A 16,345-nucleotide genomic window follows, 5' to 3' on the forward strand; every position below is an offset into this window, starting at 1 on the left:
CCCGGGGCCGGAACGCGGATCGCTTATGACTGTTGACGTTTCGTTCGTCATTCCTGTTTACAACGAAAAATCGGTGTTGGATGAGTTGTACTCCCGACTCCGGGCGGTGGCTCAGGGCTTGGAACGATCCTTCGAAATCATTTTTGTTGATGATGGGAGCGACGACGGTTCGAGCGAAAGGCTTTGCGAATTTCAGGCGCAGGACGAGTCGGTTCGGGTGGTGAAATTCACGCGCAATTTTGGACAGCAGGCCGCCGTGCTGGCGGGCTTCCATCACAGTCGCGGCAATGTGATCGTCCAACTCGATTCCGACCTGCAAAATCCCCCTGAAGAAATTCCAAAATTACTCGATGCGATGACGGACGAGATCGACCTCGTGGTCACTCTGCCGCGCAAACGTCGCGACGCCTGGTCCCGCATCGCCGGATCGTTTTGCTTGAAATGGCTGTCCCAGAAGCTGTTCGGTAAATCGTTCAAATTGAATCTCAGTTCCTTTCGCGCCTTGCGCCCGAGCGTGGTTCAAAAGATCGACCAGTGCAAGGACAAGTCCAAATTCATGGCGGTGCTGATGAGCTGGCTGGGCGTGCCGACGGCTGAAATCGAAGTGGAACACCATGCGCGCCATAGCGGAACGACGAAATACGATTACACGGCGCTGTTCAAACTGGCCTGGGACATCATCACCGGCTACTCCAATTTTCCCCTGCGCTTCGTGACCTATCTCGGCGTGGTGGGCGCGCTCACAGGATTCGCCTTGATGTTGTTTCTGGTGTATCAGCGCGTGGTGCGCGGCATTCTGGTGGACGGTTTTGTGGTGCTGGCGGCGGTCTTCGCGTTTCTGGCGGGCACCCAGCTGTTGTCCGTCGGCATCCTTGGCGAATACCTCGGCCGCGTGCATTTGAAAGTTCAGGATCGACCCGACTATATCGTGGATAAGGTGATCGAATGATACCCGTTAAAGCGCTGACCTCTCTCATCATTGAACCGACCAATACCTGCAATTTGCGTTGCTCCTTCTGCTTTGTCACGGAAGGCATGGAACGCGAAGGCGGTTTCATGGACCTCGAGCTTTTCAAGAAGGTGATCGACGATTGCCCCGATCTGGAGCATTTGTGCATGCACAACTGGGGCGAACCGTTGCTGAACAAACAATTGTTCGACATGTTCGACTACGCCTCCGCCGCAGGCGTTCAGCACATTGTCATGAACACCAACGGCACGCTGTTGACCGAAGCCATGATCGAGCGTTTGATCTCCAGTCCCTTAACGATCCTGCGTTTTTCCATCGACGGATCGCCGGAAACTTACCAGCGTGTGCGCGGCGTCGAGCTGGCGAAGATCGAAAAAAACATCAAGCGATTGAAAGAAGTGCGCGACCAGCGCGGCAAGGATCTGGAACTGGGCGTGGTGTTCACCGTTGAAGAAGAGACACAGGAAGACGCCGACGCCTACATCGCGCACTGGGAGGCGATTGTCGATCATGTTCGCCTGCAACCGAAACTGATTCAAAGTCCGCGCAAGGAACCCTGCCCGGAACCCTTCGGCAAGGACTACGGCAAGCTCGTCGTGTTGTGGGACGGGCGCGTCATCCCCTGTTGCGTGGACTACAACGCGACGCTCACGCTGGGCAACGCGCACAACGACAACGTCAACGCCTTGTGGCGCGGCTCTGCGATCGAGCAGTTGCGGCGCGAACATGAGACTCTGAATTTTCCCCGCGTTTGTGAAAATTGCAACGAGTGCGAAACGGCGAAGACAGACAAGCGTTTTTTCTGGCTGGATTCTGTTCCGACGCCTCCAGCCTCCTGATCGACCCACTGCGTTTTGGAAACTTATTCAGAACAGTCCGAATCCCTTCCAAAGCGGATTCTCCATGAGAACCGCGAGGTGCACGCGCTCGAAGGCCCCTTGTATCTCTCCCGCCACCCGGAACAAACCAATTTTTATCAGAGCAAAATTTTAAAAAGGACCGTGGATCGTGTGTGCTCCGAGCTGGGACGTCCCGGCGGGACCATTCTCGATGCCGGTTGCGGCACGGGTTACCTGTTTCTGGAATTGTTGCGACGCGGTTTTTCGGTGACTGGCGTGGATCTTTCCGACGCCATGCTGAAGGCTTTGGAGGCCCAACTCTTGGACTCTGAAAGAAGCCGGGCGCGTTTACAGGCTCAGGATATCGAAAGTTTTCTGACTACAGATTCCGCGCAATACGATGTGGTCACGGCATCGGCCTTACTGCATCATCTCTACGACCCGTCCGACGTATTGGCGCGTTTGTCCGAGCGGGTGAAGCCCGGCGGACTGTTGTTGATTTTCTTTGAACCCTTGAAGCAGGCGATTGCGTCGCCCTGGCGTTATCGTTTGCATCGCATGCTCACTCACGCGCACGAGTCGGTTTATCGCATGGAGATGGCTCTTCGCGGTATCTCCCTGTTTGAAGAAAAGTATGAGCTGGCGGATTATCAGCGCAAGTTCGGCGGCATCGATCCTTATGAAATGGCGGAATTGCTTAAAGCGAAGGATTGGAACATTCTGGAAATTGAAAAATATTGTTCGCGTCGTTATGGCTTGGCGGCCTGGATTGCCAACCGATGGCTGAAATCCGAGAACACTTTCAATTTGCTGGCGCGAAAATAAAAAAGTCTGGAGAGTATTTTCTATCAGCCGACGTTCTGGCTAGACGACAGGTGCAATTTGCTGGCGCGCAACTAAAAAAGCCCGTGGCGTTCTCTATTGGTTGGCGGTCTCGATGGAGTACATGACGATCTGATTGCGTCCGTTTTTCTTGGCGCGATACACCGCTTCATCCGCCAGTTGGATTAGTTCATGCGATTTTCTCGCGTCCGAGGGATAGTGCGCGATGCCTCCGCTCATTGTTATGCTCAAACTATTGTCCTCGTGCTGGAGCGTGGTCTTTTCTATTTTTTCGCGCAGGCGTTCAGCGACGGTGTAACTTTGCTCCTTGCTGGTTTGCGGAAGAATGAGGACGAGTTCTTCGCCGCCGTAGCGCGCGGCGAGATCTTCCTGCCGTTTCAGGTTCAAAATTGTTTCCGAAACCGTTTTCAAAACCAGGTCGCCGACGGAGTGTCCGTAGGTGTCGTTGATCCGTTTGAATTTATCGAGGTCGATGAAGAGCAGTGAAAATTCCAGGCCGTGTCGTTTGGCCCGGTGGATTTCGGAATCCAGAGCGTGGTCAAAATAGCGACGATTGTACAGATGGGTGAGGCAATCCTGATAGGTGTGCCGGGTCATCTGTTCGTAATCGTTCAGTTCGATCAGTTTGGGACTTTTGAAGCCGTTGTGTGAGAAAGTAAAATAATCAGCCGCCGCTGTCGCCGGACTGACGCGCCTTCCCAGCTCAAGGCGCAAGGCTTCCGCATGGTCGACAATGTTCAGCCAATGTTGTTTGCAGTCCGTGAGGGAGGGAAAGAATTTGTTGAGAAAAATTTCAAGGAGTTTTTGATAAACTTCCTCCCCATCCGATTTCTCCAACTCTTGAAGTTCGTTGTGAAGCGCATTGATATCCTGCGAATTTTCAGTGAGGAGCAGAACAATTTTATTTTTTAGCGCGTCCATAGTCAACGGTGTGAACTTGATTGCAGGAATGTGCATTGATTACTCCCGAATTCTATAAGGTTCGTCGCTCAATTACAAGAAAGTGTTCGGAATATCAATCCTTTTTGGATTGGAATTCCTATATGTTTGTTTTTAAAGCTAGATCAAACAGGCTGAAAACGCTGGAACGGTCTTCAAACAAGCTCCGGCAATTTCAATTTTGCCAGAGACGGCGAGTTTCACAATCTAACGGCTAGCAAATATTGGAACGGTCTTCAAACAAGTTCCAGCAATTTTAATTTTGCCAAATAGGGTGAGTTACGCAAAGTGTTCTCCCCCGCCACCGTGAGGCGATTGCCCGCAACGTTGAGAATTTCCAGCTTCTTGAGATTTTGGGATTCGGCGAAATGTCTGGCTCCGTCGTCCCCGATCATATTCAGCGTTAAAACCAGAATGCGGAGCTTGCCAAAGTGTTCTGACTGGGCGATGGCCTGCGCTCCGTGGGCGTGAATCCAGTTGTCCTTTTCGAGATACAGCGCTTCAAGATTGGCGAAGTTTTTTGACTCTGCCAACGCCTTGACGCCGTCGTCGCCGATATTGTTGTTGTTCAGTCGAAGCGTAATCAGATTGGACAGGTGTTTGCTCCGCCCGAGGTATTTCGCTCCCTTGGCGCCAAGGCTGTTTTCTCCGACATCAAGATACTCGATCCCCTTCAGGTTGGCAGATTTGGCCAGCGCTTTGACGCCGACGGTTTTCAGGTCGTTGTTGTTGAGGTCCAGTGATTTCAGTCGGGTCAGGAATTGCGATTCGGCGATGGCGATGGCGGAGTCGGCGCTCAGATCGTTGAAGCTCAGTTTGAGGTCTTCCAGATTGGAGAACAGTTCCGACTCGGCGAGGGCGTAAACGCCGTCGTCGCCGAGATGATTGTTGGACAGATTCAATCGTTTCAGATTGGGAAACACGTTCGACCGCGACAGTATTTCGATGCCCTGCGGGCTAAGGTTGTTGTCGCGCAGGTCGAGGGTCTCCAGGCTCTCAAGCGGTTCCAGCTCCGCCAGAGTTTCCAGCCCGGCGTCTTCGATGGAGACGTCGCGCAGAGTCAGACATTTCAATTGCGAACCCAGATGGGATTCGAGAAGCCCTTTCAATCCCAAAGGTTCCAGCCGATTGTAGGACAGATCGAGGGATTCCAGCTTCGGCAGGGTTTGGGACATGCCAAAGGCCTTGGCGCCGAGCGCGCCGATTTCGTTGCTGGAAAGGTTTAATTCCGTCAGCGCCTTGAGATGCGCCGCCTTGGATAAATAAAAGGCGCCTTCGTCGTCGAGATTGTTATTTTCAAGCGAAATGAATTCCGCCTGCGCAAACAGAGGCGAGAGGCAGAGGGTTTTCAGCCCCGCAGTGGAGAGGCTGGTTTCTCCCAGATCGAGTCGTTTGAGGCGGTGCAAGGGTTCGATTTGCGAGAGGGCTTCGAACTCTTCATTCTTCAGGCGATGGCCCTTGAGGTCGAGCGATTGCTTCGCGGAATCGCGTTTTTGCAAAACGATGTCCGCGAGGTCCTGCGACACGCTGTTCTTCTCGAAATAACGCAGAAATTCCAGGCTGTCGTCAATGTCTTTCGCTTCGGCCATGATCCTGTCAATTCTCCAAGGTCCTGCATGAAAAAATCAGTCGTTTTTTAGTTCAGGTGAACTGAAACGGTTTTCGATACGCCGCGTTCTTCCATCGTAACGCCGTAGAGCGAATTGGCGAACGACATGGTTTTCTGGTTGTGCGTGATGATGATGAACTGCGTGTTCTCCGCCATTTCCTTCAGCATCTCTTGAAAGCGAATGACGTTGGCTTCGTCCAGAGGCGCGTCGATTTCGTCCAATAGACAAAAAGGACTCGGTCGCACCTTGAACACGGAGAACATCAGGGCGACGGCAGTCATGGCCTTTTCTCCACCGGAGAGCAGTTGCAAACTCTGCATGGCTTTGCCCACCGGGTTGGCGGTGATTTCGACGCCGCTTTCGAGGGGATTGTCCGGGTCGGTGAGCGAAAGCTCGGCTTTGCCGCCCATGAACAGTCGGGCGAAAATAGCCTTGAAGTTTTCGTTGACGCGCTCGAAGGTTTCGAGAAAGCGTTCGCGCGTGTTCTGGTTGATGCGCTCGATGGTATCCTTCAACATTTGTATGGACTGGTCGAGGTCTTCCTGTTGGGTTTTCAGGAAAATGTAACGTTCGTTGGCCTGCTGGAAATCAGATAGCGCGGCGAGGTTGACTTCGCCCATGCGCGCGATCTTACCTTTCAATTCGCGCACTCGCTCATCGGCTTCCTTCGCTTCCTCGTCGTCCATCGGGGCGACTTGCGCGGCGCTTTCTTCGGTCAGGACAATGTTGAAATCATCGTAGGCTTTTTCGGTGAGATGAGCGGCGTTGATTTTCAACTCCGATCTCTTGATCTCGGTCTGGCTGATGGTCTCCGACAATTCCTGCAGAGTGCGAACCAGGCCGCGGGCTTGTTCGTCCAGCTGTTTGTCTTCTTCTTCCTGATCGCGAAGAGTTTCTTCCTGTTGCGTCAATTGTTCAGCCAGCGCGTCTTTCTCGCGAACGCTTTCGAGCAGGGAGCGCTCCAGCGCCTGAACGGATTCGTTTTTAACCCGGACCGCTTCCGTATTGTTCTCGATGTCTTTATGGCGTTGCGCGATGCGGTGACGCAGGCTGTCGCTTTGTTGTTCGATACGCTTGATCTCGGTGAGCGTGTTCTCGCGCTTGCCGATCAACGAAGCGAGGAGGGCTTGCAGATCGCCGAGCGCGGAGATGAGGACTTCCGTTTCGTTGCGCTGGCGGTGCAGTTGGCTTTTGGAATCTTCCAGCTTTTGATCGAGCTCGGTTTTTTCTGATTCATGACGCTGAACGAGCGCCTGTGATTCTTCGATCTGCGCGTCCAGCGCGCTTCGCTCCGCCGCGCTTTTTTCCAACTCGGCGCTGAGGGATTCGGCGCGTTTCTTGTGCCGTTCGATTTCCCGGAGAGCCAGCTCAAGGTCCTTGCGCGCGTTTGAAACGGCGATGGACTGATCGTGCGCGGATTGTTCGACCTGCTTGAGTTTAGAGTCCCATGCCAGCAGGCGGCCTTTATGGTCGCTGATGTCCTTTTGAGCTTCTTCGGATTCCCGTTCCAACTGCTCGACTTGCTGGGTCAATTCTTCCAGCTCGCGTTTTTGTTGCAGGAGGCCTTCGGAATTGTCCGCGTTTTGTCCGCCGGTCACAACGCCCTGGGCGTCGATCAATTCGCCGTTCTGGGTGACGATGGAGCCGTGGAACTGCGGGTTTTGAAACAACTGGATCGCCGTTTCGAGGTCCTTGACCACGACGACGTTTTTGAGCAGTTGTTCAATGACCGAACGGTATTCTTCCTTGCATTCGATTTTGTCGGATGCCAGCCCAAGCACGCCGGGGTTGCCGTTGAGGTAGACCGGCGGCGTTGGAAAATTTTTGGGGGAAATGGGAACAAAAGAACCGCGCCCGGATTTTTCATTGTTCAGAAAGCCGACGGCTTGCAGGGTGTTGGCGTAGTCGTCGACGATGATGCTCTGCAATTTATCGCCGAGCACCGTTTCAATCGCAGTTTCAAATTCGGCGGGCGCGCGCAGAACGTCGACCAGCACTTCGCGCAGACCGTCCATGGGCGGCGTCGAACCGTTGGCGCCCATCAGGCATTTCACGCCGGACTGAAAACCTTCGAATTTCTTGCGCAGATCGCGGAGCGAATTGAGGAACGACGCTTTGGTGATGTAGTTTTCCTTGATGCGCGCGCCTTCGGCTTCCAGCGCTTCCAGCGTCTTGCGGCCTTCCCGTACCTGTTCGCCGAGCGCCTGTTTTTCTTCCTGCAAGGCTTCCAGACGAAGGTTCAGCTCTCCAAGTTCCGTTTCCTGAGCGCGGCGTTTCTCTTCCAGTTCGTTTTGCTGGGCGCTGGCGCCTTCCATTTCCTCGCGCCATTCCTCGGCGCGTTTTTGCAGAAACTGTCGGCGGGTTTCGAGAGAAGCGCTTTCGCCTTTTTTATCGGAGATCAGGCGCAGGCATTCGTAGACTCTTTTTTCCGCTTGCGAGACCTGCTCCTGCAGGGGCGCGAGGGCCTGTTTTTTCGCTTCGAGCGCGGCCTTTTGCTCTTCCTGAAGATCGCGTTCCTTGTTGATGCGATCCGACAGGCCGCCCAACTCCTGACGACGTTGTTCCACGGTGACGCTGGCTTCTTCCGCTTCGCGGGTCATGACCCGGATCGCTCCGTCGGCTTTCTGGTTGTCGTTTTCGATCTGCTGGATTTGACCTTTTTGATGTTGAACCGTCTGCTCGTCCCTGCCGATGGAGAGGGAGAGGGAATGCACCTGATCGCGCACTTCGTTGAGTTGCTGATAGGTCTCGTCGATGCTCAATTTCAACTCAGTGGACTGAGTTTCAACGAGGGTCGATTGCGCTGTCAGCTCTTCTTTCCTGGCGGACATGGTTTCCAGTTCCGTTTCGATCTGCTTGAGTCCTTTGGACAGGCTGAGCAGTTTTCGCGAAAACAGCTGGATGGAGACGTCCTTGATTTCGGTTTGATAGGCTTTGTACTTTTCGGCTTTATTGGCCTGACGTTTCAAGGATTCTGCCTGGCGTCCCAGTTCCTGAACGATGTCGCTGATGCGGGCAAGGTTCTGCGCTGAGGAATCCAGTTTGCGCGTGGCCTCGTTGCGACGGTGCTTGAATTTCAGGATGCCTGCGGCTTCTTCGATCAGAATGCGTCGGTTTTCCGATTTGGCGGTGATGATTTCGTGAATATGACCCTGCTCAATGACGGTCAAAACCTTGGGGCTGATGCCGACGTCGAGCAGAAAATCGGTGATGTCCTTCAAACGGCAAGGAATCTGGTTGATGTAAAATTCACTCTCGCCGGAACGGTGGTAACACCGGGTGAGCTTGACTTCGTCGGATATATTGGGAACATTGGCGATACGGATGCCGTGCGGCACGTCCGCCAGAGTCAGTGAAATTTCGGCGCGATTCAGCGGTTTGCGGGAGCCGCTTCCGTTGAAAATGAGGTCGACCGCTTTAGTTCCGCGCAGGGATTTGGAGCTTTGCTCTCCAATGACCCAGCGAATGGCATCGGACACATTGCTTTTTCCGCATCCGTTGGGGCCGACGATTGCGGTGAATCCATTGTCAAATTGCAGTTCGGTGCTGTCTGCAAATGATTTGAAACCTTCCAAACCTAAACTTTTTAAGTGCATAGTCAGTCTGGCTTCCTGAAAAATTTTAGAACAGTGATTTGTACAGCGAAGGTTAGCTGAACGGATTGCGCTTGTAAAGCAAAAACCCACAACAACTGGTACTAGGATTAAAGCATCACTACTATATCTTGTAGGCTTTTATTATTCAAGCGCTTTCAGGGTATCGCGGGAAAATCAATCTTTTATGCCCTTTCCGGGCTTTTTTGGGGCGGCTTTTGGGCCGAATGATTTAGAATAGGGAGGTTTGAATTTTATTTATTTGCGGAGAGCGGTTATGAAATTTTACGGCTATAACAAATGCGGCACCTGCCGAAAAGCGAAGAAATTTTTGGAGGAGCAGGGCGTCTCCTTCACGGAATACGATATCACGGAAACCCCTCCTCCCAAGTCGGCTCTGAAACGGGCGATTAAGGAGCGCGGAATCAAGAAACTCTTCAATACCAGCGGCGTGCAGTATAAGGAATTGAAAATGAAGGACAAGGTCGGCTCGATGTCGGAAGCGGAGGCTCTGGAAATTTTGTCCACCAACGGTCGACTGGTCAAGCGTCCCATCGCTTTCGACTCGGACAGCGTCACGGTGGGTTTCAACGAAGACGAGTATCGGTCGGTCTGGGCTTGAGAGATTGCGATGAATTTGAATTTATTTTCATCCCGTCTGCGGCAGAATTTCCCCCTCGTTAAAGAACCCGCAAGCATGGAGCATAGCGCGGCGGTCATGCTCATCCTGTTTCCCTACCTGGGGCGAACGCATGTGCTGATGATAAAACGGGCCATGACCCTGAAACTGCACAAAGGGGAGATCGCTTTCCCTGGCGGAATTTTTGAGGATGACGACGAGCATTTGCTCGATACGGCCCTGCGAGAAACTCAGGAGGAGATCGATCTGGAGATTCCGATAGAGCGGGTGATGGCGAGAATGAATCCGGTGGAAACCCGGACCGGCTTCATCGTATCGCCCTTCGTGACCCTGCTCGATCAGGCCCCGGATTGCAGGGACTCGTTCAACGAGGACGAGGTGGAAGAGGTGCTTTTCATTCCGCTGACGCCTCTGATCGCGACCCAGCAGAGGGATGTCGGCTTCAAGCGGGAAGAGGAAATGTATGTTTACTGGTACGAACGCCATCGTATTTGGGGCGCTTCGGCTAAAATGCTTCATCAATTGGGAGAATTGATCTTTTGAAATCATTCATTCGCCAGACAGTCCATTATGAGCGATAGCAATCTGTTGTTTCTGGCGCCCAACTGGCGCGTGTCCCTGTTGGCGGCGTTTTCCGAATCGCGTTTGCAGATCGGGGTCAAGGGCAGTCTGCTGGCGGCGGACAGCGACCCGCATTCCCCGGTATTGAAGGCGGCGGACCGTTCGTTTCTATTGCCGCTCTTTTCTGAAGCGCAGTGCCTGAGCGCGGTGACGAACTTATGTGCTTCGGAAAAAGTCCGGGCGATCTTACCCGTCACCAACAAGGCGGTGGAGTTTCTGAGCGAGCATCGTTCTGTTTTTGAAGACGCGGGCGTTCATTTGTATGTTCCGAGTCAGGAGACGGTCGCCTTGTGCCACGATAAAGAACGGCTGGGGCATTTTTTGCAGAGCAAAGGCATCGCGACGCCTGAGTTGATCGATGGGGCGGACGCCGATCCTGTATTTCCTTTGTTCGCCAAGCGTCGCGTTGGCGAAGGCGGCGAAGAAACCTTTGTTGTGCGCGATGCGGAAGATTTGCGCTACATCCGTTCCAAGTTTCCAGAGCATTTGTTGCAAGGCTTCATTGAGGGGCGAGAGTTCAGCATCGACTGGTTCGGCGACCGCGAAGGCCGTCCCGTGTTCGCCGCGCCGCGAGAACGCTTGCGGGTGAGGGCGGGCGAAGCGCGGGTGACGCGACTGGAGATGGATGAAGGTCTCATCGCAAAAGCCCATGCGACGGCGAAAGCGCTGGACTTGCGCGGGCCTTGTTGCTTGCAGGGTATTCTGGATGAAGCGGGAGAGTTTTATATCACCGACGTCAACCTGCGATTCGGGAGCGGGATTCAGCACACCATTGTCGCGGGCGGCGATATCCCCGGCATGATGTATGAGGAACTTGCGGGCAAAAGGCCGGAGCCGCCGAAGAAGCCGTTAAAAACAGGTACGGTCATGAGCCGTTTTTCTACGGGATTTATGTTTGATCCAGAGGATGGGGCGTCGGGTTTGAAGTGATATTAAATTCATTTTGAAATTGAAGGAGGATTGGATTTTGGCGATGGATACGGCGGTGCTGACTGCGGCGAGAAAACAATTGATCTTTGCGTTGGATGTTCCCGATCGCAAGGAGGCCGCGCGTTTTGCGCGCGAACTGAATGGGCGGGTCGGTTGCTTCAAGGTGGGGCTGGAATTATTCATCAAGGAAGGGCCGGAGGTTTTGAAAGCTGTGTCCGGCGAAGCCGATGCGGATATTTTTCTGGATTTGAAATTGCATGACATTCCGGCGACGGTGCAGGGCGCCTTGCGTTCTGCGAGCGCGCTTGGGGCGCGCTACATCACCCTGCACGCGAGCGGCGGCAAGGCGATGCTTGAGATGTCGCGGCGGGCGGTCGATGAAGGTCTGGAAGTTCTCGCGGTGACGGTGTTGACCAGCATGTCGCCTGCGGATTTGCAGGATCAGGGTTATCCATCCGAGACGACGATCTCCGATCTGGTCTGCCGACGCGCCGAGCTGGCGCGTTCTGCGGGGTGCTCGGGCATCGTGTGTTCTGGCGAAGAAGCGGCGATGGTGCGCAAGCTCTGCGGCGCCATTTTTAAAATAGTGACGCCGGGGATTCGTCCCGCCTGGAGTCTGGTGGAGGGCGACGACCAAAGCCGCATCGTCACTCCGGGTCAGGCTGTGGAGCGTGGAGCCGATATGATCGTTGTGGGGCGTCCGATACGCTCGGCGGAGGATCCGGGCGAGGCGGCGGACAGGATCGTGCGCGAACTGGCGGGTTTCGATGCGGATTGAAACGCTTTCTAATGCGCGTTTGCCCGAAGTTTTAGAAACGCGTTCAAATTTTTTTATGAGTCGAACGGTTGAAGCGTTCGCTTAATTTTTTCCGAGGTGTCAGTCATGGATGTATTGCTCTTGTTCCTTCACCTTCTCGCGCTGGTGTGCTGGCTGGGAAGCATTATCTTTTTTTCATTTTTCACGGCTCCGGTGTTGTTCCGAACGCTTGAGCGTCAGGAAGCAGGGGATTTGATCGGTAAGATTTTCCCCAATTATTACCGTTTGGGATACATCTGCGGCGCTCTGGCTTTGTTGACGCTGGTGAGCCAGCCGAGCGAAGTCATGTCGATCAAACTCGGGCTTCTGCTGGCGATGATCGTCTGCACCCTGTTCGCGGGATTGGCGATCAATCCCAATGCGCGCGCCGTTAAAGAGCGTTTGAGGGTTGCGGTTCTGGAAGATGAAAAGACCTCCCTCGAAGCCCGATTCAAAAAACTGCATCGGCTTTCGGTTCAGTTGAACGCGACCACCCTGTTCGCGGGCCTGGGCTTTTTGTGGTACACCGCGATGGGGCTGACGCTCTAGTCGTCCCGGTTACTGGCGATGACAGTCTCCGAGGACAAACGCCGGGTCGCATTGCGACCGTTTTACGCGCAAACGCGCTTTCTCCTGCTCGCGCTCGTCGGCCTGATCGTTTTTTCTTACGGCTGGAAAGTCACCGAAATCAAACCGGGCGAGCTGGTGCGCGGCGCGGCAATGGTCAAACCGCTGGTCAATGAACTGCTTCGCCCGGACTTGATCCGGCATGAAACCCAAACTGAATTTTCCGAATCTGTTTTTCTCCTCGACGGCCCCGGCGCGTCGTTTCACAAGCCGTCCGATACGAAGCGGGAGGACGCGCGCCTGAGCCTGACGCCGACGAACGGAGCCGTGGGTGATACGGTGACAGTCAGCGGTCGAGGCTGGGGGTCTGAAACGACGGGGTCCTTGCTCTGGATCAATTCCATAGAACAGGAATTCCCGCTGGGCTCCTTCACGACTTCTGTTGATGGGACTTTTGAGGCGACGATCCGCGTTCCCGAAACCGCGCGCGGACTCGAGCAAACCCTGCGCGCCTCGATTTCCCGGGAGACGGGCGAGTGGTCCCTGAGTCCGACGGTGAAGCTGGTTGCGGAGAAAATGCTGGAGACGATTTTTCTGGCCTTGATGGCGACGGGTTTTGCGACGGTGGTTGCGGCGCCCTTGAGTTTTCTCGCGGCGAAAAATCTCATGTGGAATCGCGTTCCGGGCAAGGCGGTCTATCTTGCTGTGCGTACGACTTTCAATATTCTGCGTTCGATCGAGCCTTTGATTCTGGCGATATTATTCGCGGTCTGGGTGGGCATCGGCCCCTTCGCCGGGGTGCTGGCCTTGAGCCTGCATTCGATTGCGACTCTGGGCAAACTGTTTTCCGAGCAGATCGAGACCATCGATCCGGGGCCGGTGGAGGCTTTGCTTGCGACCGGGGCGAACCCCTTGCAGGTGGCGCTGTATGCGGTCTGGCCGCAAGTGTCCGCGCCTTTTCTGGCGCTGGCCTTTTATCGTTGGGACATCAACGTGCGCATGTCCACGATCATCGGCTTTGTCGGCGGCGGCGGGATTGGATTTCTTTTGCAACAATGGATCAACTTATTGCAATACAGTCAGGCCGGTACGGCTCTGCTGGCGATTTCTGCGACGGTGATTTTTCTGGATGTGGCGAGCGCCTGGGTGCGGCAGAGGATGGAGTTGAAAAGCTGACCCGCCTCCAGACCGGAGGCGGGAATTTTGAAACGGTTTACATCATCGCTTTGGCGGAGACCAGCATGTTGCCGATACTGCTGGTGGCGTCGGCGACGGCGGTGGCTTCGTAGCCGCAATGCGCGGTGCAGTCTCTGCACTTATCGTTATTACGGTGTCCGTAACGTTCCCATTCCGTGGTCTCCATCAATTCCTGAAAGCTCTCTGCGTAACCGTCGTCGAGCAGGTAGCAAGGCTTCTGCCAGCCGAGAACGGAGTAATTCGGGTTGCCCCAGGGCGTGCAGTCGTAATCTTTGTTGCCCTTGAGGAATTCGATGTAGAGCGGGGAATGGTTGAAATCCCAGCGTCCGTTTTTGTTGCGCGAAAGCAGTTCGCGGAAAAATTCCTGAGTGTTGGCGCGACCGAAGAAATGATCCTGATCCGGCGCGTCGGGATAGCTGAAGGCCGAAGCGACGGTCATGGCGTCGATGCCGAGCGGTTTCAGATAGTCGAGAAATTCTTCGACCTGATCCACCGTCGTGCCTTCAAAGAAAGTGGAATTGCTGGTCACGCGATAGCCCAGGCTCTTGGCTTTTTTCACCGCTTCGACGGCGATTTTAAAAGTTCCCGGTTGCGCCGCGATGCGATCGTGTTCCTCTTCGAGACCGTCCAGATGGATGGAAAGCACGAGTTGGGGCGATACGGGTAATTTGCCAAGGAAATCATCCAGCAAGAGCGCGTTGGTGCAAAGATAGATGTAACGTCCTTGCGCGATCAGGCCTTCAACAACCTCCACGATATTGGGGTGCATGAGCGGCTCGCCGCCGGCGATGGAAACCACCGGAGCGTTGCATTCGCGCGCGGCGTTGAGGCATTGCTCAACCGACAAATGTTGCTTGAGGATTTCGTTCGGCTTCTGGATCTTGCCGCAGCCGATACATTCCAGGTTACATCGGAAGAGCGGTTCCAGCATGAGGACGAGGGGATAACGTTTCTTCCCTTTCATCTTTTGCCGCGTCACGTAAAACCCCACCTTGAGGGCTTGCTGAATTGGAATACCCATGAATCTATCTCTTGTTAATATGGTTTTGCGACCGGAAGGCCGACGGTGCGTGTCGGATGGACGCGCTCAAAAAAATAATGATCCATTATATTTCAGTTACGATGTAAGGTAAATATAATAACGGGAATTAGCGCCCGAACGTTCACAAAGAGATTTTTTTATCTATGCTAATTGTTGCGCGATTTCTTTTGCTTTGTTTTTTGATTGTTGCCGCTTTGCTGATCGACGGCAATCTGGCGCGCGATATCTTCGATTACCGCATCGACACCTTTCGCGAATGGATTGCTGTCGTCGCGATCTTCTTTGTGATTGCCTTCATCGCCTACGGCGAATTTACAAAAAAGATCAAACCGCCTGACGGCGAATGACGGTGTGTCGATTTTGACAGGAAAACCTTACGCGCTCAAACGCTGGTTGCAGACTCTGCAGGTTGCATGACCAAGCTGAGAAGCGAGTAAGGTGCGGCTTCGATGCCGTTGGTTTTGATCCATGCGGAACCCGCGCCGCCATGGGCCACGTTGATCGACTCGCCGTTTTTGTTTTCCATCGCCTCAATAACAAAACGAACGCGACGATCCGGCGCGATGTATTCAACGGTGTCTCCGGTCTCGATGCGGTTTTTGATTTCCGCTTCGATCCAGCCGCCGCCGCGCGAGTTGAGAATGCGTCCGGCAAAGACCTGCGGCTGACCGTCGGCCTGGGCGGAGTCGAAACGCTCGGTGTGATGATTGGAGTTGGAAATCAAAAACGCTGAGGTGAATCCGCGATTGGCGGTCTTGTCAATTTCCTGCAGGAGACTGGGGTCGAACTTGCGCCCCTGCATCAAATCCTCGATGGCGCGACGATACACTCCGGTAACCATCGCCAGGTAGTAGATCGATTTCGAGCGGCCTTCAATTTTGAAGGAACAGATGCCCGCTTCCCGGAGTTCGGTCAAAAATTCCACCGCCCGCAAATCCTTCGAGTTCATGATGTAGGTGCCGTGTTCGTCTTCATCCACCGGCATCAACTCGCCCGGTCGCCCGGTCTCTTCAATATAATGCAGTCCTTCCATAGGCGTCTGCGGCGGCGGCGCGACGGCGTCGATTTCGTTTTCTTTATAGACGTTGTATTCCCATCGGCAACTGTTGGTGCAGGTGCCCTGGTTGGCGTCGCGGTGATTGAAGTAATTGGACAGCAGGCAACGCCCGGAATAGGCGATGCAGATCGAACCGTGAACGAAAGATTCCAGCTCAATGTCTGGAACCTTCTGGTGTATTAAGGAAATTTCTTCGAGCGACAATTCGCGCGAAAGAATGATGCGGCGCACGCCCTGGTCGCGCCAGAAGGCGACGGTCGGCCAGTTGATGGCATTGGCCTGCACCGACAAATGCACGGGCACGTCCGGAAAATTGCGCACGGAGTACTGGATCATGCCGGGATCGGACATGATGAAGGCGTCGGGTTTGGCCTCTGCAAAATAGGCCAGCGATTTTTCGAAAGACTCCACCTTGCGGTTCGGCGCCAATATGTTTGCGGTGATGAATATTTTCTTCCCGGCTTTGTGGACTTCGGAAATCGCTTCTTTCAGCGAGGCGTCGTTGAAGCCGTTTTCGCGCGCGCGCAGGGAAAATTTTGGGATTCCGGCGTAGACCGCGTCTGCGCCATAAGCCAGAGCGTATTTGAGTTTGTCGGGACTGCCTGCAGGGGCGAGCAGTTCGGGCGTGAGTTCAGAGGTATCGTTCATGGCAATGGGCGGTCAACCGCCTCCAGTTGAATGGTTGAGTGAGTCAGTTTCGA

At 54.2% G+C, this 16,345-nt stretch carries 15 protein-coding genes; 10 read left to right on the top strand and 5 right to left on the bottom strand.

Annotation, left to right across the window (positions count from 1 at the left end; translation table 11 throughout):
• Positions 1-25: 25 nt before the first annotated feature.
• The 3 genes from G3M78_05535 to G3M78_05545 are packed head-to-tail and all read left to right on the top strand — an operon-like array spanning position 26 to position 2,634.
• Positions 26-949, top strand: a complete 924-nt coding sequence (locus tag G3M78_05535; protein QPJ64875.1) for a glycosyltransferase — start codon at positions 26-28, stop codon at positions 947-949.
• A complete protein-coding gene (locus tag G3M78_05540; GenBank protein QPJ66777.1) occupies positions 949-1,809 on the top strand; it encodes a radical SAM protein in 861 nt (286 codons plus the stop codon). Before G3M78_05535 ends, G3M78_05540 begins: the two co-directional genes overlap by 1 nt.
• A 15-nt stretch (positions 1,810-1,824) precedes the next feature.
• Positions 1,825-2,634: a class I SAM-dependent methyltransferase gene (locus tag G3M78_05545; protein ID QPJ64876.1), complete on the top strand. Its 810-nt coding sequence runs from the start codon at positions 1,825-1,827 to the stop codon at positions 2,632-2,634.
• Positions 2,635-2,727: 93 nt separating this feature from the next.
• Here G3M78_05545 and G3M78_05550 read toward each other — a convergent pair whose 3' ends face one another.
• The 3 genes from G3M78_05550 to smc form a co-directional block, all read right to left on the bottom strand.
• Positions 2,728-3,609: a GGDEF domain-containing protein gene (locus G3M78_05550; protein QPJ64877.1), complete on the bottom strand. Its 882-nt coding sequence runs from the start codon at positions 3,607-3,609 to the stop codon at positions 2,728-2,730.
• A 218-nt stretch (positions 3,610-3,827) separates the two neighbouring features.
• Positions 3,828-5,180 carry a hypothetical protein gene (locus G3M78_05555; GenBank protein QPJ64878.1) on the bottom strand — a complete coding sequence of 451 codons (1,353 nt, stop codon included), beginning with the start codon at positions 5,178-5,180 and terminating at the stop codon, positions 3,828-3,830.
• Between the two features lie 47 nt (positions 5,181-5,227).
• A complete protein-coding gene (gene smc / locus G3M78_05560) occupies positions 5,228-8,797 on the bottom strand; it encodes a chromosome segregation protein SMC (GenBank protein ID QPJ64879.1) in 3,570 nt (1,189 codons plus the stop codon).
• 274 nt (positions 8,798-9,071) lie between these two features.
• Here smc and G3M78_05565 point away from each other — a divergent pair, with 274 nt between their 5' ends.
• The 6 genes from G3M78_05565 (at position 9,072) to phnE (ending at position 13,524) form a co-directional block, all read left to right on the top strand.
• The gene (locus tag G3M78_05565; GenBank protein QPJ64880.1) at positions 9,072-9,416 is read left to right on the top strand and encodes an arsenate reductase family protein; all 345 of its coding nucleotides are present in this window, start codon (positions 9,072-9,074) and stop codon (positions 9,414-9,416) included.
• 9 nt (positions 9,417-9,425) lie between these two features.
• Positions 9,426-9,977 (top strand): CoA pyrophosphatase, encoded by a 552-nt coding sequence (locus G3M78_05570; protein QPJ64881.1) that lies wholly within the window; start codon positions 9,426-9,428, stop codon positions 9,975-9,977.
• A 27-nt stretch (positions 9,978-10,004) separates the two neighbouring features.
• Complete coding sequence (locus G3M78_05575) at positions 10,005-10,985, top strand: ATP-grasp domain-containing protein (GenBank protein QPJ64882.1); 981 nt, start codon at positions 10,005-10,007, stop codon at positions 10,983-10,985.
• A gap of 43 nt (positions 10,986-11,028) precedes the next feature.
• Complete coding sequence (gene pyrF / locus G3M78_05580; GenBank protein QPJ66778.1) at positions 11,029-11,763, top strand: orotidine-5'-phosphate decarboxylase; 735 nt, start codon at positions 11,029-11,031, stop codon at positions 11,761-11,763.
• A gap of 105 nt (positions 11,764-11,868) precedes the next feature.
• Positions 11,869-12,330 (top strand): DUF4149 domain-containing protein, encoded by a 462-nt coding sequence (locus G3M78_05585; GenBank protein ID QPJ64883.1) that lies wholly within the window; start codon positions 11,869-11,871, stop codon positions 12,328-12,330.
• 18 nt (positions 12,331-12,348) lie between these two features.
• Complete coding sequence (gene phnE / locus G3M78_05590; GenBank protein ID QPJ64884.1) at positions 12,349-13,524, top strand: phosphonate ABC transporter, permease protein PhnE; 1,176 nt, start codon at positions 12,349-12,351, stop codon at positions 13,522-13,524.
• A gap of 37 nt (positions 13,525-13,561) precedes the next feature.
• On the opposite strand, the gene hpnH is transcribed toward phnE, so the two are convergent.
• Positions 13,562-14,566: an adenosyl-hopene transferase HpnH gene (gene hpnH, locus G3M78_05595; GenBank protein QPJ64885.1), complete on the bottom strand. Its 1,005-nt coding sequence runs from the start codon at positions 14,564-14,566 to the stop codon at positions 13,562-13,564.
• A 164-nt stretch (positions 14,567-14,730) separates the two neighbouring features.
• On the opposite strand from hpnH, the gene G3M78_05600 reads away from it, so the two are divergent.
• Positions 14,731-14,934 (top strand): hypothetical protein, encoded by a 204-nt coding sequence (locus G3M78_05600; protein ID QPJ64886.1) that lies wholly within the window; start codon positions 14,731-14,733, stop codon positions 14,932-14,934.
• A 35-nt stretch (positions 14,935-14,969) separates the two neighbouring features.
• Here G3M78_05600 and G3M78_05605 read toward each other — a convergent pair whose 3' ends face one another.
• The gene (locus G3M78_05605) at positions 14,970-16,292 is read right to left on the bottom strand and encodes a U32 family peptidase (GenBank protein QPJ64887.1); all 1,323 of its coding nucleotides are present in this window, start codon (positions 16,290-16,292) and stop codon (positions 14,970-14,972) included.
• Positions 16,293-16,345: the final 53 nt, after the last annotated feature.

Origin of the sequence: Candidatus Nitrohelix vancouverensis (assembly GCA_015698305.1) — a bacterium.
In the GTDB taxonomy this organism is placed as follows: domain Bacteria; phylum Nitrospinota; class Nitrospinia; order Nitrospinales; family VA-1; genus Nitrohelix; species Nitrohelix vancouverensis.